The sequence below is a fragment of the Corallococcus interemptor genome (assembly GCF_003668875.1).
In the GTDB taxonomy this organism is placed as follows: Bacteria; Myxococcota; Myxococcia; order Myxococcales; family Myxococcaceae; genus Corallococcus; species Corallococcus interemptor.
The window spans coordinates 1-21478 of sequence record NZ_RAWM01000152.1 but is presented as its reverse complement, the minus strand read 5'-3'; the positions used below and the strand labels follow the sequence as shown (position 1 = coordinate 21478).

The window sequence follows — 21478 nt, the reverse complement described above, 5'->3', positions numbered from 1 at the left end:
GGGCGGGCTAGCGTCCCGGCCGAAGGGAGGCGACACACACATGCGCGCATTGCAGCTTCAGCGGCTGACGGGGCCCGAGGGTCTTCAGATGGTGGACGTCCCGGAGCCGCAGGCCGGAGACGGCGTCCTCATTGATGTGGTGGCGGCCGGGGTGAGCTTTCCGGATCTGCTGCTCACCCACGGCCAGTACCAGATGAAGCCGGAGGTGCCCTTCGTGCCCGGGGTGGAGGTGGCGGGCGTGGTGCGCGCCGCGCCAGCGGGGGCGCGGGTGAAGCCCGGGGACCGGGTGATGGGCTTCTCCTTCACGCTGGGCGGCTTCGCGGAGGCCTGCGTGGTGGCGCCGGAGCTGGCCTTCCCCATCCCCAGGGAGTGGAGCTTCGAGCAGGCCGCGGGCGTGGTGATGAACTACCACACGGCGCACTTCGCGCTGCACCGGCGTGGGGGGCTGCGCGCGGGGGAGACGGTGCTGGTGCATGGCGCGGCGGGCGGCGTGGGCACCGCGGCCGTGCAGGTGGCGAAGGGCGCCGGGGCGCGCGTGCTGGCGGTGGTGGGCGACGAGCGCAAGGCGGAGGTGGCGAAGCGCGCGGGCGCGGACGGCGTCCTCCTCTTGAAGGACTTCCCCGCCGGGGTGCGCGAGGCCACGGACGGCCGGGGCGTGGACGTGGTGGTGGACCCCGTGGGCGGGGACGTCTTCGACAAGAGCCTCAAGGTGCTGGCGCCGGAGGGGCGGCTCCTGGTGGTGGGCTTCACCAGCGGCCAGATTCCGTCCGTGGCGGTGAACCGGCTGCTCCTGCGCAACGTCTCCGTGGTGGGCGTGGCGTGGGGCGCCTTCCTCATGCAGGAGCCGGGGCTGACGGACACCATCGCGAAGGACCTGGAGGCGCTCGCGGCGAAGGGCATCGTCCAGCCGCTGGTGGGCCGCGTCTTCTCCTTTGAGGAAGGCGCTCAGGCGCTGCGCGAGCTGGAGTCGCGCCAGGCCGTGGGCAAGGTCGTCCTGAAGGTGAAGGCGGGCTGATCAGTCCCCGGAAGGGGGCAGCGGGAGCGGGGCGGCGGTCCCCGCCTCGCGCTCCAGGACGTCCGCGGCGCGGGCGTCCCGGGGCAGGCCGAAGCGGACTCGCGAGTGCATGAGGAGTTCCCCCGCGTACACGCTGTCCGCCAGCGCATCCTCGTAGCGGCCGTGGGCCTCGCACAGGCGGGCCCGCTCATCCACCAGCCGGGCGAGGATGCGCGCCTGCTCCGGGTGGGCGAAGAGACCGACGACGGAGCGCGCGTCGAAGCGGGCCAGGGTGTCGTACTCCATGCCCAGCGTGGTGGTGCACGCCTCGCGGATCCGCTCCAGGCACGCATCCCAGGAGGCCCGCGTACGGACGATGTCCGGCACCGAGCGGCCAAGCTCGCGCACGGCGTTGAGCAGGAAGGCGTGTCGTAGCGAAGGCATCCGGTCCTTCACTACAGCCCAGCCCACGTGAATCATCCAGCGCGGCAGGGGGTACGGCCCCACCCCGACGGATCAGGCCGCACCCACCTGCCACGGGTCCACGCGCGAAACGCGGCACACCTCCACGGGAAAAAGACAGACATCGCCATCCTCGTGTGACAGCGCGCGCCCGCATGGCTCCAAAGATATATCCAGACAGGAATGGCACACACCGTGTACGGGCGTCCTCCGGGAGAGACGGGGGCCTGGATGACCCGATGGGGCGTGTCGCAACCAAGAGTCGAGATGTTTCATCGCGCGGTTCCTACGTATTGCGCGAGCGCTGACAGTCTTTAGACTTTTCAAACGCGCGCCCCCCACGCGCCCGGTCACCACATCCAAGGAATGCACCATGGCCCCCCCGCCCACGCTGCGTCTTCCCCCCACCGCGCAGATCGCTTTCGGATCCACGGTGTTGAAGCAGCCGGAGCTGCTGCGCAGGGCGGCGCGGGTGGCGCGGCGGCTGAAGGACGAATGGAACGTGGGGCCGGGAGACCGCGTGGGCCTGATGGTGGTGCCCGGGCCGGAGGTCATCCCGGCCATCCTGGGCATCTGGATGGCGGGCGCGGCCTACGTGCCGTTGGATCCGTTCCTCCCCGACGAGCGGCTGTTGCGCATCCTGCGCGACGCGGGCCTGCGCGGCGTCGTCACCCAGCGCATGCACCGCGTCTCCGTGGGGCTGCTGGAGACGTGGCTGGGCTCTCCCCTGCCCTTCCTGGAGGCGGAGACGGCGGGGATGGATTCACCGGGTGACGAAACCCCCACGGACGTCATCGACGCGCCGCCGGACCGGCCCGCCTACCTCATCTACACCTCCGGCAGCACCGGTGAGCCCAAGGGCGTGGTGTGCACGTTCCGGGGCCTGTCGAACCTGGTGCACGGCGTGGCGCCGCTGTTGGGCCTGGGGCCGGACACGCGGCACCTCCAGTTCGCCAGCATCAACTTCGACGCGTCGGTGTGGGAGGTGTTCCCCACGCTGTTCGCGGGCGGCACCGTGGTGCAGGGCACGCGCGAGGACCTGCTGCCCGGCCGGCGCATGGCGGACCACCTGCGCCAGCAGCGCGTGACGCACCTGTGCCTGCCCCCGTCCGTGCTGGGGCAGCTGGGGCCGCACGTGGACACGCTGCCGGACGTGGCCTGCGTGGTGATGGCGGGCGAGCGCTGCCCGGCGCCGCTCGCGGAGCGGTGGCACGCGTCCGGCCGCCGCGTCTTCAACGCCTACGGCCCCACGGAGGGCACGGTCTGCGCGACCGCGTACCAGGTACAGGGCGGCGAGTCGCCCGTGCCCATCGGGCAGGCGCTGCCGGGCGTGCGCGTGCGCGTGGTGGGGCCGGACGGCCAGGACGCCGCACAGGGCGCGACGGGCGAGGTGTGGATTGGCGGCGAGGGCGTGGCGGAGGGCTACCGCAACCAGCCCGAGCGCACCCGGGAGCGCTTCCCCACGGACGCCCGGGGCGCCCGGTGGTACCGCACCGGCGACGAGGCCTTCGTCCGCGCGGACGGGGCGCTCGTGTTCCTGGGCCGGATGGATCAGCAGGTGAAGCTGCGCGGCTTCCGCATCGAACTGGAGGCCATCGAGCAGGCGCTGTACGCGTACCCCGGCGTGGCGCAGGCGGCGGTGACGGTCTTCGAGCACACGGACGCTCAAGGGCAGACGACGGGCCTGCTGGTGGCCTACCACAGCGTGCAGGAGGGCCACGCGGTGTCGCTGGATGCGCTGCGCGCGCACCTGGGCGTGGTGCTGCCGGACTACATGGTGCCGCACCGCTCCGTGGAACTGCCGCGCCTGCCGCTCATGCCCCACCTGGGCAAGGTGGACCGGCAGGCCCTGCCTCCCCCCGCGGACTGGATGGGGGCCACGAAGTCCACCGCCCCCAGCACGCCCGCGACTCCCGCCACACCCATTGAAAAGCTGTGCCGTGCCTTCGAGCGGGGCCTGCGCGCGGCGCCGGGCACCGTCACGGCGAACACGCACTTCTTCCAGGCGGGCGGTGACTCGCTGGGCGTGGCGCACGTGCTGGCCCAGGTGGAGGAGGACTTCGGCGTGCCGCTGCCGTCGCGCCGCGTGTACTCGCACCCCACGCCGCAGCTGCTCCTGCCCTTCTGCGAGGCCGGCGCGGCCCCGGCGGAAGGCGGCCCCCAGAGCGTGCGCGCCACGCTGCTCACCGACGCCCGGTCCGCGGGGCTGCCCCCGCTGACGTTGCCTTCCGGGGTGAAGCAGCCGCCGCGCACGCTGCTGCTCACGGGGGCCACGGGCTTCCTGGGCATCCACCTGCTGGCCGCGCTGGCGCCGCGCGTGGAGCGCATCCACTGCCTGGTGCGGGCCCGAGACGACGCGGAGGCCGGCGCCCGGCTTCGCGCCACCGCGCGCAAGTACGGCGTGCACCTGCCCTGGGGCGACGGGCGCATCCAGGCGGTGGCGGGCGACATCACCCGGACGCGGCTGGGGCTGGAGGCCACCGTGTATGACGCCCTGGCGCTCCAGTGCGACGCGGTGGTGCACTCGGCCGCGAGCATCAGCTACATCCTGCCGTACGCGGATGCGGGCCGGCCCAACGTCGCCGGCACGCAGCAGGTGCTGGCCTTCTGCGCGCACGGCCGCGCCAAGCCCCTGCACCACGTGTCCTCGCTCAGCGTCCACGGCGCGGTGGGCACGCTGCTGGGCGTGGAGGAGGTGTCCGAGGACTTCGCGCTGGAGCGCTCGTTGGACCTGATGGTCTACGAGAACGGCTACACGCGGGCCAAGTGGGTCGCGGAGCGCCTTGTCGCGGACGCGCGCCAGGGCGGCCTGCCGGTCAGCATCTACCGGCCGGGCTTCATCCAGGGCCACAGCCGCACGGGTATTGGCAACGCGGACGACATGCTGTGCCGGCTGCTGGTGGGCAACGCGCAGCTGGGCCTTTCGCCGGACCTGCCGGACAAGTACTGGCTGCCGGTGCCGGTGGACTACGTGGCCAACGCCACCGCGCACCTGGTGCTCACGCAGGCGCCGGGCGGCAACTACAACCTGGCGCCGGAGCGCGAGCAGGAGCCCTCCCACAACGCCCTCTTCGACCTGCTGGGCGTGCACGGGCACCCGGTGCGCCGGGTGGCGCCGGCGGTGTGGCTGCGGGAGCTGGGCCGGGTGGGGCCGGACAACGCCCTCTTCCCGCTGGTCGCGTTCCTGCGGGAGAAGGTCTACCACGGCACCCGCACGGTGCTGGAGCTGCACCACCGCACGCCGCGCGTGCGCACGGACCACACGCGCGCCGCGCTGGCGGGCACGGACCTCCAGTGCCCGGACATCGACGCGGCCCTGCTGGGCCGCTACGTGAAGGACCTCTTCGCGCGCCACCGCCACTCGGCCCTCGCCGCGTAGCGGTGGCGGGGGACGTCAGTGGTGCGGCGGGGCCTTGGGCTGTCCGTCGACGAAGCGGTAGTGGGCCACCACCGGCTGGTGGTCCGAGGACTCCGTGGAGCGGTCCACCTCGAAGAGGACGGGGGCCAGGGAGCGCGTCGCGTAGAAGTTGTCGAAGCGCTTGCCCGTGGCGTGCACCACGCCGTGGCTGTCCGGGTGCGAGGTGAGCGTGGCGCAGTCCGCGATGTCCTGCAGGCGCCACCACGCGGGGCTGTGCTTGGGAATCTGCCCGGAGCTCAGCTCCTGGCGCGCGTGGTGCGGCGTCGTCAGCGAGTGGTCCGCCAGCCGCACGCGCACCGTCGTCGCGTGGCACACCGTCTCCGGCAGGTCCTGCTCCAGCGTGTGCAGCTCATGGCGCAGGCGCGGATCCGCGATGTTGCCCACGCCCCGGTCGCCCACGGTGACGTTGTGCATGTCGTCGCCGTAGCGCTGGCGGAACTCCTCGATGGTGTCCGTGTCGTTGTCCTGCTTCGGGTGCAGCAGGTGCGCCACCAGCCAGGAGCCGCCGCGCTTGATGGCGGTGTTGGCGTTGAAGTCGCCCAGCACGACGGCGGGGACGCCCTCGCGGCGGCGCAGGAGCGCGTTGAGCTGGCGCAGGTTGAGGGCGTTGATGGCCGAGTCGCCCAGCGCGTGGTGCAGGTTGTAGAGATAGATGGGGCGCCCCTCCACCTGGAGCTTGAGCCAGAGCACGCCCCGGTCCTCCACCAGCTCGCCCGCGTAGCCCTGGCGCGCGATGGCGTCATTGCGCTCGGCGTCGGTGAGGACGTAGGTGAAGTGCGCGGCGTCCACGATGGGGTGGCGGCTGAGCCACGCCTTGCCGTTGATCAGCCGCGTGCCGTCGTCGCCGTCGCTGCCCTGGTACGCCAGGTGGAAGCCGAAGCGGGACGCGAGCAGCACCGACATGGGCACGCCCGCCTCCTGCAGGCCGATGACGTCCGGCATGCGGTCCTGGGCCTCCAGCTGGGTGAAGTACTCCAGCAGCGCCTCCTGGCGCTCGCCGCCCATGAGGATGTTGTAGCTCATCACCGTGAGGCCCGGTCCCCGGGGCGCGCGCGGCGAGGGGTGGTGCACGATGAAGGTCCGGCCGTCTCCCAGCCGGCGCTCGCTGGTGGGCAGCGGCACGGACTGGAAGTCCGGCAGGGTCAGGGTGGGGTCACGCTTCGGCAAGATGTCCTCCTGCCCGCCCGGCTTGCGTCCGAGCAGGTGTCCAACCGCGGGCAGGTGCTCCAGCACTTCGGGCATCTTCATGCCGCCCTCCCCTTGCTGGGGCGACAGGCCCGCGGGGTGCCGTAAGCAGAGGGGAAGCGATGTCGGGCATCACGCCGTCGCGCTGTGGATTCCACCGGGCCTCCATCTAAAAGTCCTCCGCTCAAGTTCGTGGCGGTAGGCCTTGTCCGCCAGCGTCATGCAGAGGCCGGGCGGCCGGCTGGATGGCTGCCCTGCGTGCGCGGGACAGGAAGCGGACGTCGGACGGTGCACACCGGGCTTGAGTGGAATCGGCCCGGGCTCGGCACGTGGGTGGTTAGATGGGTGGGCGATGAAGGAACTCGATGACCTGCTGAAGGCGTGCGGGCGCGCCTCCGGTCCGGTGGTGCTGGCGACGGTGGTGGCGGTGTCCGGCTCGTCGTACCGGCGCCCGGGCGCGCGCATGCTGATGGGCGCGGACGGGTGGCTGGCCGGTGGGGTGAGCGGCGGGTGTCTGGAGGGAGACCTGGTGCGCAAGGCCTTCTTCTGGACGTCGGGCGGGCCGCGCGTGCTGCGCTACGACACCACCGGCGACAACGCGGAGGACGAGGGCGGGCTGTCGTTCGCGCTCGGGTGCAACGGCGTGGTGGACATCCTGCTGGAGCGCTGGGAGCCCGGCCCGGGTGACGCGCTCGCCTTCGCGGACGAGGCGCGCAAGCAGTCGCTGCGCGCGGTGGTGGCCACCGTGTACCGGGGCCCCTCGGAGTCCGTGGGCGCGCGGCTGATGCTGCGCGCGGACGGCGTGTCGGCGGGGAACCTCACGGGCGCGCTGCTGGAGCCGGTGCGCGCGGCGGCCACGGAGGCGCTGGTGCGCGGCGTGCCGTGGAGCGGCGCATGCGGGGGCGCGGAGGTGCTGGTGGAGGTGGTGGAGCCGGCGCCGCCGGTGGTGGTGTTCGGCAGCGGCTTCGACGTGGCCCCCGTGGTGTCGCGCGCGCAGGGGTTGGGCTGGCACCTGACGATGGTGGCGGACCGGCCCGTGGACCTGCTGCGCCGCCGGTTCCCGCGCGCCCAGGCGCACGTCGCGTCGCGGGCCAGCGAGGTGCTGGAGAAGGTCCCGCTGTCCGAGCGCAGCGTGGTGCTGGTGATGACGCACAGCCTGCCGCAGGACCGCGAGCTGCTGGCGCGGCTGGTGCCGCTGCCGGTGCGCTACCTGGGCGTGCTCGGGCCGCGCTCCCGCACGGAGCGCATCCTGAGGGAGCTGGCGCATCCGCCCACCGCCGCGCAGCTGGAGAAGCTGCACGCGCCCATGGGGTTGGACCTGGGCGCGGAGGGCGCGGACGAGATTGCCCTGTCCATCATCGCGGAGGTGCAGGCGGTGCTGGCCGGACGCGACGGAGGACGGCTGCGCGAGCGGCAGGCGCCCATCCACGGAGAGGCCACCGCGCCGGAGCGCAGGTCCGCGTGACGACCGTCGCCATCGTGCTGCTCGCCGCTGGCGGTTCTTCGCGGCTGGGACAGCCCAAGCAGCTGTTGCGCCACGAGGGCACGTCGCTGGTGCGGCGCGCGGCGGAGCGGGCCCTGGCCGCGAGCCCCGTGGTGACCGTCGTGCTCGGTGCGAAGCGTGACGAGGTGGGCGCGGAGCTGCGGGGGCTCGCCGTGCGGTGCGTGGACAATCCGGGCTGGGCGCTGGGTCAGGGCTCCTCGCTGCACGCCGGCCTGCGGGTGCTTCCGCCGGACGTGGACGGCGCGCTCCTGATGCTCTGCGACCAGCTGCGCGTGGACACGGACCACCTGCGCTCGCTCATCGCCACCTTCGAGCGCACGCACGCGCCCATCGTCGCGTCCGCGTACGCGGGCACGCGGGGCGTCCCCGCCCTCTTCTCCCGCGCCCTCTTCCCTGAGCTGGCGGCGCTTGAGCCCACGGGCGGTGCACGCGGGCTCATCGCCCGTGACCCTTCGCGCGTCGTGGAGGTTCCACTGCCCGGCGGCGAGGAGGACGTGGACACCGCCGAGGACGTCCTGCGCCTCACGCGCCCCGGACGCGATGGGTGATGCCTTCCGGTCCGGCCACCAGCAGGTCGGTGGTCAGGTTCAGGAACAGGCCGTGCTCCATCACCCCGGCCCGAGCATCCAGCTTCGCGGCCAGCCCCGAGGGGTCGCTGATGGGCCCGAAGTCACAGTCCAGCAACACGTTGCCCTGATCCGTGTGGTACGGCGCTCCGTCCAGCGCGAGCCGCACCACCACGCGCGCGCCCAGCGACTCCAGGAACAGCGCCTGCGAGCGCCAGCCGAAGGGCAGCACCTCCACCGGCACCGGCCACTTCGAGCCCAGCCGGGGTGACAGCTTGGGCGCGTCCACGATGATGATCTCCCGGCGGCTGGCCTGCGCCACCACCTTCTCGCGCAGCAGCGCCCCGCCGCCGCCCTTGATGAGCGACAGGTCCGGCGCCACCTCGTCCGCGCCGTCGATGGTGAGGTCCACCACCGGATGCACGTCCAGCGTGGTGAGCGGCACCCCCAGCGACGTGGCCAGGGCCTCGGTCGCGCGCGACGTGGGGATGCCCACCACGTCCTTCAACGTCCCGGCGGAGAGCAGCGCGCCCAGCCGCTTCACCGCGTACGCGGCCGTGCTGCCCGTGCCCAGCCCCACCACCATGCCCGGCTGGATGAAGTCCACCGCGCGCTCCGCCGCCGCGCGCTTGAAGGTCGCCGAAACATTCTCATCGGAAGTCATCGTGGGGCTCGCGGAAAGCAAACGGCTCAGTGCGGCGCCCCAGGATGCCCGGAGTCAACCGGGGGCGCACGCCGCGCTTCACCTCGCGGCGGCCCGAGTGGACCCGCCAACAGTGCCTCGTCCGCGTTCCCCAGACCGGAGGACAATGCCAACGTCTGGCGCCGTTCGCGCTTCCACGCCTTGCGCCGCTCGCGCTGCACCTCCGTGAGCAGCACCTGCCCCGCCGCCGCCGCCGGCACCGCGAGGATGACGCCCAGCAGCCCCGCCACGGTTCCGCCCACCAGCGCCACCAGGGAGATGAGCAGCGGGTTCATCTTGATGGCGCGCCGCTGCACCAGGGGGCTGAGCAGGTGGGCCTCGAACTGCTGGTAGACCATGAACAGCGCCAGCGCGAGCAGCGCCCGCTTCGAGCCCACCGACGCCAGCGTGGTGACGGCCACCAGCAGCGCGGTGATGACGCTGCCGATGTACGGGATGAGCCCCAGGATCATCGCCACCAGGCCGAGCGGCAGGAAGTACGGCACGCCCAGCGCCAGCGACATGCCCGCCGTGAAGGCACCGCCCACGCTGACGATGAGCAGCGTGCCGACGAGATAGTTGCCCACCGCCTCGCGCATGCGGCCCACCACGCGGCGCACGCGGGGACGGCTGCGCGGACGCACCCAGCCCAGGATGCTCGCGTAGAGGTCGTGCCCGAAGAGCAGGCCGAACACGGCCAGCGCCAGCACCGTGATGCCCGCGCCCAGCAGCTCCACCGTGGACGACAGCACGGTGATGAGCGGCTTCGCCAGGATGCCCGGCTCCATGTTGAACGCGTCCTGCGGATGCGAGAGCACGCCGAAGTGCTCATCCAGCTTCCGCACCCAGGGAGCCTGGGTCAGCTCCGCGAAGAAGCCCGGCGCCGCCTCCACCAGGTGCTGGAGCTGCTCCACGAGCAGCGGCACCAGCGTGAGGATGAGCAGGCCGATGACACCCAGGAGCGTCAGCGCGATGAGCGCCACGCCCAGTCCCCGGCGCAGGCCCCATGACTGCAAGCGCCGCACGACGGGCTCCGCCGCCAGTCCCAGGAGCAGCGCCGCCGCCAGCAGCGTGAGCACGGGCCCCAGGCTCTGCATCGCCGTGCCCAGCAGCACGAGCAGCACCACCTGGGCGCCCACCGACCAGACCGTCCGGGGAGGCACGTAGACCGGAAGTCCCCTGCGCGAACCCTTCATGCTCCCAAGGTAGGGAGCACCTTGCAGGCAGGCGACGGGCCCCCTCATGCCAGTCCGGGTTGACCCGGCGTGAAGACGGAGGCCGGCCGGAGGGCAGGCGGCCAGGGAGGCGGTCGTGAAAAGAACCGCGTCTACCAGGAGTCGCTGCCACCGCCTCCGCCCGAGGATCCGCCCCCGCCGCTCCAGTCCGACGAGGACGACGAGGACGACGAGCTGGACGAATCACTGCTGTAGGAAGAGGACGACGAGGAGCCGCCTACCGAGACGACGAAGCCCCAGCCCTTTTGACTCCGGAGCCTGGAGCGCATGTAGAGCGGCAGCCCCACGAACAGGAATGGGAACGCGGCGAACATCGAGCAGAACAAGCCCATGATGCTCAAGTTGAGGAATTCCGAAAGATTGCGAATGGGCTCGGGTGACAAGACCTGGCCAACCAGCGCGAACCACAAGGGGAGGATGATCAGCAACAGGCCCCGGACGATCCGCTTCCGCTGAAGCAGGGACCACCCCCAGAAGAACAGGCCCAGCAGCACGCCATACACGCCGAGGATGAGCACCGGCGGCCGGGGGCCGGACCATCCGATGGAGACGAAAGCGGCGGGAGGCAGCGCCACCATCAGCGCCGCCACCACGGAGTTCTTCGTGTCCCCAAGGCCTGCCCCCTGGAGCTGGAGCAGCAGCCGCGCCACCACGCAGGCCGTCATGGCCAGGGCCATGAGGAACAGGCCCGACTCGAACGGCGTCCAGGATGACGCCCTGGCACCGGGCCCCGGAAGCGCATCGGTGGACACCTGCACACGCACCCCCGCGATGATGGCGAGCAGCGCGGACTCGAGCCGGCCCTCGCGCAAGAGCGGGCCCTGCGCATGCAGCAGGGCCGTCGCCTCGCCATCCGTCAGCGAAGACTCCAGGCCGTAGCCGACCTCCAGCCGCGAGCGCCGGTCACCGCGTGCGATGACCAGCAGCACGCCGTTGTCCCTGCCCGCCTCACCGCCCTTCCACTGCCGGAAGACCGCCTCCGCGTAGTCCTCGATGGGCTGACCGTCCGTGGTCTCCACCAGCAGCACCGCCATCTGCACCTGCTTCGCGGCGCGCAGGTCCACCAGGGCCCGGGAGACAGATTCCGTCTCCGGCGCGGTCAACATCCCGGACGGATCCGTCACCGGCCGCGTGATGGACGGCACGCCGGCCAGGACCAGCGCGGGCAGCAGCAACAGCGTCAGGAGGAGGCTCTTCACCATGAGGACACCTCCGGGGACAGCGGAAGCACCGGGGGCAGGCCGCTCAGGCGCACCACCCAGCTCGTGGGGAAAGAAGCCGCGGAGGCGTTGTACTCCGCGGCGCGTTCGTCGTAGCGGCGCCGCTCCACCGCCACGCGGTTGTCCGCGCCCGCCACCTCCGCGTCGCGGTTCAGGCCGGGCGTGAGCTGCTCCAACCGCGCGTGCAGGGCTTCTCGGCGCTCCACCACGTTGCGCACCTGGGCCCGCTTCTGCGCCACCTCCGCCAGCCGGGTGGTGAGGCCGTTGCGCACGATGAGCCCCGGCACGGCCAGCACGCCCACGAGCACCACGCCCGCCAAGGCTCCCCGCCGAAGCCTGGCGCGGAGCAGGAGCGACCGCCGTTCGCGAGCCCGGGCCTCGTCCTCGCGGCGGCGGGCCAGCGCCTCCAGCGCCTGGTCCACGTAGCGCGCGGGGATGTCCAGCTCCTCGCCGATGCGCCGCAGGTCCTCCGGGGTGAGCGTGTCCGGCGCGGCGTCCTTCTGCATCAGCCGCGTGGCGGTGGCGATGAGCTCGTTGACGTCGTCGTAGGCGACGGAGCCAGGCGACTGCCGCGTCCGTGTCACGTCTCCCATGACGTCCCCCTTCGCGCTTCAGCCCGACAATACGTCATTTCCGTCCCGCGCCCGATATTGCCCCTCACGTGCGTGGCGCGCCGCCGTCGCGCCGGGCAGACTGCCGCGCCCATGGACAAGCCCCAGACAATGCGGTCGTTCGTGAAGCTGCTGGTGACGGATGCCCAGGCCTCCGTGCGCTTCTATGAGGGCCTCGGCTTCGAACGCATCGCGTCGGAACCTCCCATCCTCCGCCTCCAGTGGGGCGGCGAGTCGGACGTGTACCTCGTGAGCCCTCCTTCAAGCCTGAAGCTGGAGGGACGAAAGGGCATGGGCGTGCTGGTGGGCTTCCGCGCGGGCTCGGACGGCGTGGACGCGGTGGCGGCGAAGGCGGCCGCGCTGGGCGCGCACGTGGAGGGCCCCACGGAGCAGCCCTGGTACACCCGTGAAATCGTCGTGACGGACCCGGACGGCTACCGGCTCAACTTCATCGAGCCGGCCTGACGCGCACGCCGCCCCGACACTTGATTGCCCCAGCGGCTTGCGCCAGCCTGTCACGGCCTCCGTGAGCCCACCCCGCTACTTCGTTCCCCACGCCGCCAGCCCGGTTGAACCCGTGCCGTGCGATGCCTCGGAGGTCGTCCACGTGCTGGACGCCTTCCGGCTGGAGCCCGCGTACCTGGGCGAAGCCGAGTGGTTCGTCTGCACCGACGTCGTGGGCCAGCTCCAGCTCATCCCCGGCAGTGAGCGCGCGCGGCTGCCCGCGTCCGTGCAGGCGCAGCTCGCGCACCACGAGGTCGCCTCCGGCAAGCCTCCGCGCCGCCTGGCCGCGGCGGAGCTGTTCTTCTTCTCCCCGGAGGTGGTGGAGCACCCCGCCGACGCGGACGGCTTCAACGACCCCGTCTATCTCTACGGCACCCTCACCGGTCCGTGGCCCGGCAACGCCGTCACGCGCGTGAACGGGCAGCTGACCGTCACGCGCGGCGACGTGCTCGCGGGCTTCGCGCACGGCGCGCCGGACGCCTTCCACTACGTGAAGGACGCGGAGAGCCGCGACGTGCCCCGCGCGTACCATGCGCTGTTGCCGGGCGACCGCGCGGATCAGCTCGCGCAGGGACGCGGGCTCGTCCTCACCTACCCCGCCGTGCCCGCGGAGTTGCAGGCCCACCACGCGGCCAATGGCATGCAGGTCGCCAGCGTGCTGCACGCGGTGCTCAGCCAGCTCCAGGAGGACGCCCGCACGCACCAGGGGCCCAAGGAGCTCGCGGTGCTGGAGCTGCCCGTCCCGAGCCGCGCCATGGCCATCGCGGACCTGGAGCTGCGCGGCTACGAGGTGAAGGGCGACGTCGCCACGCCTCGCCCCACGAAGGGCGGACTGGTGGGCAAGGTCGCCGGGTGGTTCCAGGACGAAGCCGTGCGCGTGCCCCGCGAAGCGCCGCCGCCGGAGTTCCTGGAGCTCGCGCGCCGCGTGCTGCCCTGGCTTCCAGGCTGGCCCACGGAGACGGAGCGCACGCTGCGCGACCACGTGCTCGCGGGCACGCCGGTGGCGCGCACGCACCTCCCCCGCGTGCCCGCACCGCCGCCCGCGGTCATCCCGCCGCGCATGCCCACGCCGCCGGTGCGCTCCAGCGAATGGATGCAGGACTTCATCGACTCGCGCGGCAAGCCGGGCGGCGCGAAGCCCCGGCTCACGCAGCTGCAGCCGAAGCCCGCGCCCCGCCCGCCTCCCGCGAAGCCCGCATCCCCGGCCTCGTGGCAGGCGGACTTCGCTCCGGCTCCGGCCGCGCCCGCCCGTCCGGCCACCAGGCAGCAGGAGAAGGCGCCCGCCCCGCCCGGCAAGAAGCCGGACTGGATGAGCGACTTCGATGACTGAACCCCCGCTCCGTTTGCGGTGCTCGCACACCGGGCGATAGCGTTTTCACCCTCCAGAAAGGCAGACCATGGGACACGAGAAGCCGATCGAGCCGTTTTCGGACCTGCACCGCGAAGGGGACCACGTGCGCGCGGTGCTGCTGCACGACCCCACGGTGGAAGGCCTGGACATGGCCATCTACATGGACGCTTCCGGCAGCATGCGCGAGGAGTACGCCTACAAGACGCAGCAGCGCTCCTTCCTGGAGTGGCTGCGCGGCGCTCCGATGAAGGAGCCCTCCAACGACGTGGAGCCGCAGGTCCGGTGGATGCTGGAGTACCTGGCCACCAAGGACCGCAACGGTCTGCTCCGCGTGGCCTACTGGGCCTGTGGCACCAACGGCCGCCAGGTGGAGGCCGTGGGTGAGCTCAAGGGCACCGACGTGAAGCAGTACAAGTTCCCCGGCGCGAAGCAGCTGGGCGGCTACACGTACCTGGAGCCCGCGCTGCGCGACTACGTGAAGTACCTGGAGGAGCAGGTGAAGGTGGGCGCCAAGCGCGGCTGCGCCATCATCGTCACCGACGGCCGCCTCCATGACGCCGAAGCGGTGGAGAAGTTCTCCGAGGAGGTGGCCAGGAAGATCGCCTCCGGCCGCCTGCCGCGCATCAACTTCGTGCTGGTGGGCGTGGGCGACGACATCGACGAGGAGCAGCTGGAGCACATCGCCCACGCGGAGTACCCGGGCGTGGGCCACCTCTGGTGCCACCGCATCGCGAAGGAGATCACCCAGGTGGCGGAGCTGGTCGCCGTGCTGGTGGACGAGACCATGACGGTCGCCGCCGGCGGCACCATCTACGACGACAAGGGCAAGGTGCTGAAGACGTACGAGGGCCGCCTGCCCGCGGTGCTGGAGTTCGAGGTGCCGGAAGAGGCCAAGAGCTTCACGCTGGAGGTGAACGGCCAGCGCTACACGCAGCCGCTCCCTGACGAAGACCACGACGAGGACGAGGACCACCACTGATGGCCGGCCACGAAGTCATCAACCGCCCCTTCTCCGACGTCCACCGGATGGGCAACAAGGTCGTCGCGACGCTCTTGCACGACCCCACCGTGGAGGGCCTGGACGTGGCCCTCTACATGGACGGCTCCGCGAGCATGGAGAACGCGTACGGGCCGCGCGGCATCCTGGCGAAGCTCGCCCCGGTGAAGAACCAGGTCGAGCCGCAGATGCAGTGGATGCTGGAGTACCTGGCCAACAAGGACCGGGACGGCAAGGTGCGCGTCACCTACTGGGCCTGCGGCGACGGCACCCAGCTGGAGATGGTGGGCGACCTCACCGGCCCGCAGGCCAAGGGCTACCGCTTCCCCGGCCCCAGGTCCTACGGCAAGGCCACGGTGATGCTGCCGGTGCTGCGCGACTTCGTGGCGCACATCAAGCAGCAGGTGGGCGAAGGCGCCAAGCGGGGCCTGGCGGTCATCATCACGGACTCGCAGATCAACGACGCCCATGACGTGACGGCCTACGCCACGCAGGTGGCCAAGGAGATCGCCTCCGGCCGCCTGCCGCGCATCAACTTCGTCTTCATGGGCGTGGGTGAGCACGTGGATGAAGAACAGATGGAGGAGATCTCCCATACGACCTATCCGGGCGTGGGACACCTCTGGTGCCACCGCCACGCGGACCGCATGGAGGAGATGGCGGAGCTCGTGGCCGTGCTGGTGGACGAGACGATGACCGTCGCCGCCGGCGGCACCGTCTATGACGAGCAGGGCAAGGTGCTGAAGGTCTACGAGGGCCGCCTGCCCGCGGTGCTGGAGTTCGAGATTCCCCCCACGTGCAAGCGCTTCACGTTGGAGGTCGCCGGCCAGCGCTTCGACCAGCCCGTCCCCGAGGAGCACGAGGACGAGGACCACCACGACGAGGACGAGGACGAGAAGCCCCAGGCCACGCCGCCTCCGGCCGCCGCCCCCTCGCACTCACGCCGCGGACACCGCCACTAGGGCGACAGGAAGAGCCAAAGCCATGTCGGAGCAGAAGAAGAGCGGTTCGCGGTTCGGCACGTTGAACATCAAGGGCCTCAAGGAGGTGGAAACCGCCGGCAACGCCGTGCAGCGCCACGTCCACGGCCCTTCCTGCTCCCATGGCCACGACCACGGGCATGACCACCATGGGCATGCCCACTCCCAGCGCGTCATCCGTCCGCCGGCGCACCGTCCGGCGGAAGGGGGCGGCTCGGCGCTCCAGCTGGACCTGGAGGGCACGCTGCCGGGAGAGACGGACGACCAGGGCCGCTTCGAGCGGCTGGAGACGGCCCTGGAGTCGCAGCACGGCATCCTCGACGTGCACCTGCGCCGCGACGCAGGGCACGCGGAGGTGTGCATCCACTACGACCCGGCGCAGGTCCCCGTCGCCCAGCTGCTGAAGCTCGCGCGGAAGACGGGAGAGCAGGTGGCCGCGCGCTACCTGCAACACACCTGGTTCGTGCGCGGGATGGACTCCGCGGACGCGGCCCAGGTCATCGAGCACGCGGTCTCCAAGATGAAGGGCGTGCTCACGGCCAGCGTCGCGTACGCCAGCGAGCGCCTGGTCGTCGAGTACGACAAGGCGGAGCTGAAGCTCGCGGACGTGGAGGCCCGGGTGAAGGCGCTCGGGTATGGGCTGGAAGTGCCCATGGCGGGCCACGCCTGTTCGCACCACGCGCACGGGGGCGGTCTGGCGCCGCTGCTGGAGCTGCCGCTGGTGGTGGCCTCCGGCGTGCTGCTGGCGGCGGGCTTCGTGGTGGACCACTTCGCGCTGGCGCCGCCCCTGGTGGCCACGGTGCTCTGGGCGCTGTCCATGGCGAGCGGCGGCTTCTTCGCCATTCGCGGCTCGGTGCAGTCCATCGCGCAGCTTCGCATCGACATCGAGACGATGATGGTGGTGGCGGCGCTGGGCGCGGCGGTGCTCGGCGCGTGGTTCGAGGGCGCGTTCCTGCTCTTCCTCTTCAGCGCGGGCCACGCGCTGGAGCACCGGGCCATGGAGAAGGCGCGCCGCTCCATTGAAGCGCTGGGCCAGCTGCGTCCGGAGGTGGCGCGCGTGCGCCGGGGCTCGGAGGTCGTCGAGGTGCCGGTGGCGGACGTGAAGCGCGGCGAGCGCATCGTCGTGCGCCCGGGCGACCGCGTCCCGCTGGACGGCGTCATCCGCGAGGGCAAGAGCTCCCTGGACCAGGCGGCCATCACCGGCGAGTCCATGCCGGTGGCGCGCAAGCCGGGCGACGAGGTGTTCTCCGGCACCATCAACTGCGAGGCGGCGCTGGAGGTGGAGGTCACGCGCCTGTCGTCGGAGTCCGTGCTGGCGCGCGTGGTGGACATGGTGGCGCAGGCGGAGGCGCAGAAGGGCAAGCGGCAGCGCTTCGCCCAGCGCCTGGAGCGCACCGTGGCGCCGCTGGTGATGGCGTCAGCCATCGTGTTCCCCGTGGTGCTGCTGCTCCTGGGCACCCCCTTGAAGGAAGCGGTGCTGCGCGCGGTGGGGCTGCTGGTGGCCGCGTCGCCTTGCGCGCTCGCCATCTCCACGCCCTCCGCCGTGCTCTCCGCGGTGGCGTCGGCCGCGCGCGGGGGCGTGCTGATCAAGGGCGGCATCTACCTGGAGCTGTTGAGCGGCATCCGCGCCATCGCCTTCGACAAGACGGGCACGCTCACCGTGGGCCGCCCCCGGCTGCTCACCACGTGGGCCGCGCCGGGCGCGACGCGCGAGGAGCTGCTGGGCACCGCGGCGGGCGTGGAGGCGCTGTCCGCGCACCCGCTGGCCAAGGCCGTGGTGGACGGCGCCGCCGAGGCGCGCGTCGCCGTGCCCGAGGGCCGCGACCTGGAGGCCATCCACGGCCAGGGCATCCGCGCGAAGGTGGGCGACGACGCGGTGGAGGTGGGCAGCACGGCCCTCTTCGCCGGTGAAGTCCTCCCTCCGGAGGTCACCGCCGAGGTGGCCCGGCTGGAGGCGGCGGGCCAGACGACGATGGTGGTGCGCCGCGCGGGCCGCTACCTGGGCGTGCTGGGCGTGGCGGACACGCTGCGCGGCGGCGCCCGTCAGGTGGTGCAGGCGCTGAAGGCGGGCGGCATCGAGCGCACGGTGATGCTGTCCGGCGACAACGCGCTCGTGGCCCAGTCCATCGCGCGGCAGGTGGGCCTGGATGAGGCGAAGGCGCCGCTGATGCCCGTGGACAAGGTGACGGCGGTGAAGGAGCTGGGCCGCACGCACCCGGTGGCCATGGTGGGCGACGGCGTCAACGACGCGCCCGCGCTCGCCGCGGCGGCGGTCGGCGTGGCCATGGGCGGCGCCGGCAGCGACGCGGCGCTGGAGACGGCGGACGTGGTGCTGATGAGCGATGACCTGGCGAAGCTGCCCTTCGCGCTGGAGCTGTCCAAGCGCGCCACGGCCGTGATGAAGCAGAACCTGGTCATCGCGCTGGGCGTGAGCGCGGTGCTCGTCGTGGCCGCCGTGCTGGGCCTCACGCGCATCAGCCAGGCCGTGGTGCTCCACGAGGGCAGCACGCTCCTGGTCGTCTTCAACGGCCTTCGCCTGCTCGCCTTCCGGCCGAAGGCGCCCGCCACGCCCGGAGGAGCGGGGGCATGCGCGACGTGTTGTCTTCCGGGCTGCATGACTTGAAGTGGATGCATGCAGCGCGTCGTGAGCGGGGTGTGACAGGCGGCGCGTGTTGGACGTGGCATGGTGGGAAAAGCCATGCCCGTCAGCGTCTTCGACCTCTTCAAGATTGGAATTGGACCCTCCAGCTCGCACACGGTGGGGCCCATGCGCGCGGCCCGCACCTTCGTGGTGGGGCTGTCGGACGCGGGGCTCCTGGAGCGCGTGACGCGGCTCAAGGTGGAGCTGTTCGGTTCGCTGGGCGCGACAGGCAAGGGGCACGGCAGCGACAAGGCGGTGCTGCTGGGCCTGCGCGGCGACACGCCCGAGGACGTGGACGTGGAGCTGGTGCCGTCCATCGTCGCGCACTGGCGCGCGGAGGGGCGCGTGTCGCTGCTCCAGCGGCTGGTGCTCCCCTTCCGGGACGGCGAGCACCTGGTGATGCACAAGCGCAAGGTGCTGCCCTACCACCCCAACGGCATGCGCTTCACCGCCTTCGGTGAGGGCGGGGAGTCGCTGGCCTGCCGCATCTACTACTCGGTGGGCGGCGGGTTCGTGGTGGACGAGCACGCGACGAAGGGCGCGGATCCGCTGCGCGCGGAGACCGCGACCGTGCCGCTGCCCTTCAAGTCCGCGGCGGAGCTCCTGGACCACTGCGAGCGGGAGCGGCAGCCCATCAGCTCGGTGATGATGCGCAACGAGTTGACCTCGCGGAGCGAGGAGGAGATCCGCTCGCGGCTGTTGCGCATCTGGGAGGTGATGCAGGCGTGCGTGACGCGCGGGTGCACCACGTCCGGCATCCTGCCCGGCGGGCTGAAGGTGGAGCGGCGCGCGGCGGCGATGTACCAGCGGCTCATCAGCCGGCCGGAGGCGGGGCTCACCAACCCGCTGACGGTGCTGGACTGGGTGAACCTGTACGCGCTCGCGGTGAACGAGGAGAACGCGGCGGGCGGGCGCGTCGTCACGGCGCCCACCAACGGCGCGGCGGGCATCATCCCGGCGGTGCTGCACTACTACTGGCGCTTCGTGCCGGGTGCGAACGCGGACGGCGTGGTGCGCTTCCTCCTCACGGCGGGGGCCATTGGCGCGCTCTACAAGGAGAACGCGTCCATCAGCGGCGCGGAGGTGGGCTGCCAGGGCGAGGTGGGCAGCGCGTGCTCGATGGCGGCGGGTGCGCTGGCGGAGGTGCTGGGCGGCACGCCGTTGCAGGTGGAGAACGCGGCGGAGATCGCCATGGAGCACAACCTGGGGCTCACCTGCGACCCGATTGGCGGGCTGGTGCAGGTGCCCTGCATCGAGCGCAACGCGATGGCCTCCGTGAAGGCCATCAACGCCGTGCGCATGGCGCTGTCCGGCGACGGGAAGCACTTCGTCAGCCTGGACAAGGTCATCAAGACGATGCGCGACACCGGCCGCGACATGAAGGACAAGTACAAGGAGACCGCGCGCGGCGGCCTCGCGGTCAACGTCCTGGAGGTCGCGAACCTCAGCGTCGGCCTGCCGGAGTGCTGAGGCCTACCGCCTGCGCTTGCCACCGCGCCCGGCGGACGCCGGCACCGCCTTCGCCATGGGCGCGGGACGGGCGGCGAGCCACGCCTCCACCTCCTTCGACTGCGCGGTGCGCCCCGCGGACCTGAAGCGCTCCAGCGCCTGTGACGCCGCGTCGCGCGCCTCCGACTCCTCGCGCTCGGTCCACAGCGCCCGAGCCAGCGCGAAGCCGGACTCCGCCAGCGAGTCCTCCTGCACGTCCTTGAAGGCCAGCGCCTGCTTCAGCGTGGCAATCGCGTCGCGCGTGCGGCCCAGGCCCAGCTGCGCCTGCCCCACGCCGTCCAGCGAGTAGTAGACCCGCTCGTCGTCCGGCCCGAGCTTGTCCTGCTTCACCTTCAGCGCCTCTTCGTAGTCCTTCAGCGCGTCCTCGTAGCGCTTGAGCGCGAGGAGGCTCATCCCCTCCTCGTCCAGCGCCTCCGCCAGCTTCACGTTCTGGTTGCCCAAGAGCGTGCGGTGCAGCGACACCGACACGCGCGCGTGCTCCAGCGCCCCGGCGAAGTCCCGCTGGTCGCGCAGCGCCATGGACAGCGCCTGGTGCCGGCGCGCCGTGTCCAGGTGCACGGGCCCCATCGCCTTCTCCGTCTGGGCGAGCGCGTCCTTCAGCACCGTCACCGCCTGCGCGCTCTTGCCCGTCTCCAGGAGCGTGCGCCCCAGCGTGAACGCCACCCGCGCCCGCTTCGGGTGCCCCTCCGGCAGCGCCTTCGCCAGGAGCCCCGACGCCTGCTCCAGCAGCTTCAGCGCTTCGTCCGGCCGCTCCTGCATCAGCGCGAGGTTGGCCGCGTTCACCTTCAGGTCGCTCTCCAGCACCGCGTCGCCGCCCACGCGCTTGAGCGTCGCCTCGCCCAGCCGGCCCCAGCGCTGCGCGAGCGCGAACTGCTCCTGCTCTCCGTCCACGTAGAGCAGCTTGTTCATCACCGACACGGCCAGCCGGTCCGCGCGTCCCGCCTCCGCGTCGTAGACGGCCTGCTCCAGCACCGCGCCGCCCGCGGCCTTGTCACCCAGCACCGCCTGCGCCCAGCCCAGGTGGAATCTCAGCTCCGCCATCAACGGCAGATAGCCCGTGGCCATCACGCGCGCCTCGGCCCCCTTGGCCAATTCCAGCGCCTTGGGCATCCGGCTCAGGTCCACGCGCGCCTTCACCTCCGCCAGCGTCGTCTCCAGCGCGTCCAGCTCCGCGCGCTTCGCGGGGTCCGCCGGCAGGGGCTGCAGCTCCGTCAGCGCTTCCACATCCGCGCAGTCACCCGGCGCGGGCAGCGCCCAGGCCGCGTCCAGCGACTTGTCCACCAGCGCCACGTCCGCCGTCTGGAGCGTGTCCACCAGCGCGCCCAGGTCCTTGCGCCGCCGCTCCAGGCACACGAAGCGCTGGGACAACAGGGCCTCGGTCTGCACCTCGCGCACGCGCGTGTCCTCGCACGCGGACGTGTGCTGCTTCGCCCACTCCGCGCCGTAGCCGTCCAGCACGTCGCCCACCCGGCGCGCCATGTCCTGCGCCACCGGGCTCTTCGTCGCGAGGAACGCCTGTGTCACCTTCGCGCGCGCGTCCGGCCCCCAGCGCTGCGCCACCAGGTCCGCGGCCCCGTCGCACACGTGCGAGCGCGACCACGCCACCCCACCCGCCACCC

The 21478-nt window shown here is 72.0% G+C and carries 17 protein-coding genes; 10 read left to right on the top strand and 7 right to left on the bottom strand.

The window, feature by feature from the left end; translation table 11 throughout:
• Window positions 1-40: 40 nt before the first annotated feature.
• Window positions 41-1015, top strand: coding sequence for an NADPH:quinone oxidoreductase family protein (locus D7X96_RS34000; protein ID WP_120550167.1), 975 nt, complete (start codon window positions 41-43; stop codon window positions 1013-1015).
• Here D7X96_RS34000 and D7X96_RS33995 read toward each other — a convergent pair whose 3' ends face one another.
• On the bottom strand, window positions 1016-1438 hold the full coding sequence (locus D7X96_RS33995; protein ID WP_120550168.1) for a hypothetical protein: 423 nt from the start codon (window positions 1436-1438) through the stop codon (window positions 1016-1018).
• Window positions 1439-1829: 391 nt separating this feature from the next.
• Between D7X96_RS33995 and D7X96_RS33990 the strand changes: the two genes are divergently transcribed.
• Window positions 1830-4835, top strand: a complete 3006-nt coding sequence (locus D7X96_RS33990) for a non-ribosomal peptide synthetase (protein ID WP_121771620.1) — start codon at window positions 1830-1832, stop codon at window positions 4833-4835.
• A gap of 15 nt (window positions 4836-4850) precedes the next feature.
• Here the strand turns inward: D7X96_RS33990 and D7X96_RS33985 are convergent, their stop codons facing one another.
• A complete protein-coding gene (locus tag D7X96_RS33985; protein ID WP_121771619.1) occupies window positions 4851-6122 on the bottom strand; it encodes an endonuclease/exonuclease/phosphatase family protein in 1272 nt (423 codons plus the stop codon).
• Window positions 6123-6411: 289 nt separating this feature from the next.
• Between D7X96_RS33985 and D7X96_RS33980 the strand changes: the two genes are divergently transcribed.
• Together D7X96_RS33980 and D7X96_RS33975 are read left to right on the top strand one after the other, a co-directional pair.
• Window positions 6412-7524 carry an XdhC family protein gene (locus tag D7X96_RS33980; RefSeq protein WP_121771618.1) on the top strand — a complete coding sequence of 371 codons (1113 nt, stop codon included), beginning with the start codon at window positions 6412-6414 and terminating at the stop codon, window positions 7522-7524.
• Window positions 7521-8111: a nucleotidyltransferase family protein gene (locus D7X96_RS33975; protein WP_120550172.1), complete on the top strand. Its 591-nt coding sequence runs from the start codon at window positions 7521-7523 to the stop codon at window positions 8109-8111. The genes D7X96_RS33980 and D7X96_RS33975 overlap by 4 nt, the downstream gene beginning before the upstream one ends.
• On the opposite strand, the gene rpiA is transcribed toward D7X96_RS33975, so the two are convergent.
• The 4 genes from rpiA to D7X96_RS33955 all read right to left on the bottom strand — a co-directional run bounded on the left by rpiA (window position 8086) and on the right by D7X96_RS33955 (window position 11859).
• Window positions 8086-8793, bottom strand: coding sequence for a ribose-5-phosphate isomerase RpiA (rpiA, locus tag D7X96_RS33970; protein ID WP_121771617.1), 708 nt, complete (start codon window positions 8791-8793; stop codon window positions 8086-8088). The genes D7X96_RS33975 and rpiA overlap by 26 nt on opposite strands.
• Before the next feature lie 26 nt (window positions 8794-8819).
• Window positions 8820-9974: an AI-2E family transporter gene (locus D7X96_RS33965; protein ID WP_244219821.1), complete on the bottom strand. Its 1155-nt coding sequence runs from the start codon at window positions 9972-9974 to the stop codon at window positions 8820-8822.
• 164 nt (window positions 9975-10138) lie between these two features.
• Complete coding sequence (locus tag D7X96_RS33960) at window positions 10139-11248, bottom strand: TPM domain-containing protein (RefSeq protein WP_121771616.1); 1110 nt, start codon at window positions 11246-11248, stop codon at window positions 10139-10141.
• The gene (locus tag D7X96_RS33955; RefSeq protein ID WP_121725448.1) at window positions 11242-11859 is read right to left on the bottom strand and encodes a LemA family protein; all 618 of its coding nucleotides are present in this window, start codon (window positions 11857-11859) and stop codon (window positions 11242-11244) included. Before D7X96_RS33955 ends, D7X96_RS33960 begins: the two co-directional genes overlap by 7 nt.
• A gap of 129 nt (window positions 11860-11988) precedes the next feature.
• Here D7X96_RS33955 and D7X96_RS33950 point away from each other — a divergent pair, with 129 nt between their 5' ends.
• The 6 genes from D7X96_RS33950 (at window position 11989) to D7X96_RS33925 (ending at window position 19820) form a co-directional block, all read left to right on the top strand.
• Entirely contained in the window at window positions 11989-12342 is a 354-nt protein-coding gene (locus tag D7X96_RS33950; RefSeq protein WP_233610283.1) for a VOC family protein, read from the top strand.
• Window positions 12343-12379: 37 nt separating this feature from the next.
• Window positions 12380-13711, top strand: a complete 1332-nt coding sequence (locus tag D7X96_RS33945; protein WP_244219820.1) for a hypothetical protein — start codon at window positions 12380-12382, stop codon at window positions 13709-13711.
• Window positions 13712-13778: 67 nt separating this feature from the next.
• Entirely contained in the window at window positions 13779-14711 is a 933-nt protein-coding gene (locus D7X96_RS33940; RefSeq protein ID WP_120550178.1) for a vWA domain-containing protein, read from the top strand.
• Window positions 14711-15691 carry a vWA domain-containing protein gene (locus D7X96_RS33935; RefSeq protein ID WP_120550179.1) on the top strand — a complete coding sequence of 327 codons (981 nt, stop codon included), beginning with the start codon at window positions 14711-14713 and terminating at the stop codon, window positions 15689-15691. Before D7X96_RS33940 ends, D7X96_RS33935 begins: the two co-directional genes overlap by 1 nt.
• 22 nt (window positions 15692-15713) lie before the next feature.
• A complete protein-coding gene (locus D7X96_RS33930) occupies window positions 15714-18332 on the top strand; it encodes a heavy metal translocating P-type ATPase (protein ID WP_121771615.1) in 2619 nt (872 codons plus the stop codon).
• 75 nt (window positions 18333-18407) lie between these two features.
• Window positions 18408-19820: an L-serine ammonia-lyase gene (locus D7X96_RS33925; RefSeq protein WP_121771614.1), complete on the top strand. Its 1413-nt coding sequence runs from the start codon at window positions 18408-18410 to the stop codon at window positions 19818-19820.
• Window positions 19821-19823: 3 nt separating this feature from the next.
• On the opposite strand, the gene D7X96_RS41610 is transcribed toward D7X96_RS33925, so the two are convergent.
• On the bottom strand, window positions 19824-21478 hold a 1655-nt coding region (locus D7X96_RS41610), incomplete at its 5' end, for a tetratricopeptide repeat protein (protein ID WP_147468462.1).

Coding starts and splice junctions, on each gene's coding strand:
- D7X96_RS34000 (WP_120550167.1), top strand. CDS start 41: ATGCGCGCATTGCAGCTTCAGCGGCTGACGGGGCCCGAGGGTCTTCAG.
- D7X96_RS33995 (WP_120550168.1), bottom strand. CDS start 1,438: ATGCCTTCGCTACGACACGCCTTCCTGCTCAACGCCGTGCGCGAGCTT.
- D7X96_RS33990 (WP_121771620.1), top strand. CDS start 1,830: ATGGCCCCCCCGCCCACGCTGCGTCTTCCCCCCACCGCGCAGATCGCT.
- D7X96_RS33985 (WP_121771619.1), bottom strand. CDS start 6,122: ATGAAGATGCCCGAAGTGCTGGAGCACCTGCCCGCGGTTGGACACCTG.
- D7X96_RS33980 (WP_121771618.1), top strand. CDS start 6,412: ATGAAGGAACTCGATGACCTGCTGAAGGCGTGCGGGCGCGCCTCCGGT.
- rpiA (WP_121771617.1), bottom strand. CDS start 8,793: ATGACTTCCGATGAGAATGTTTCGGCGACCTTCAAGCGCGCGGCGGCG.
- D7X96_RS33960 (WP_121771616.1), bottom strand. CDS start 11,248: ATGGTGAAGAGCCTCCTCCTGACGCTGTTGCTGCTGCCCGCGCTGGTC.
- D7X96_RS33955 (WP_121725448.1), bottom strand. CDS start 11,859: ATGGGAGACGTGACACGGACGCGGCAGTCGCCTGGCTCCGTCGCCTAC.
- D7X96_RS33950 (WP_233610283.1), top strand. CDS start 11,989: ATGCGGTCGTTCGTGAAGCTGCTGGTGACGGATGCCCAGGCCTCCGTG.
- D7X96_RS33940 (WP_120550178.1), top strand. CDS start 13,779: ATGGGACACGAGAAGCCGATCGAGCCGTTTTCGGACCTGCACCGCGAA.
- D7X96_RS33935 (WP_120550179.1), top strand. CDS start 14,711: ATGGCCGGCCACGAAGTCATCAACCGCCCCTTCTCCGACGTCCACCGG.
- D7X96_RS33930 (WP_121771615.1), top strand. CDS start 15,714: ATGTCGGAGCAGAAGAAGAGCGGTTCGCGGTTCGGCACGTTGAACATC.
- D7X96_RS33925 (WP_121771614.1), top strand. CDS start 18,408: ATGCCCGTCAGCGTCTTCGACCTCTTCAAGATTGGAATTGGACCCTCC.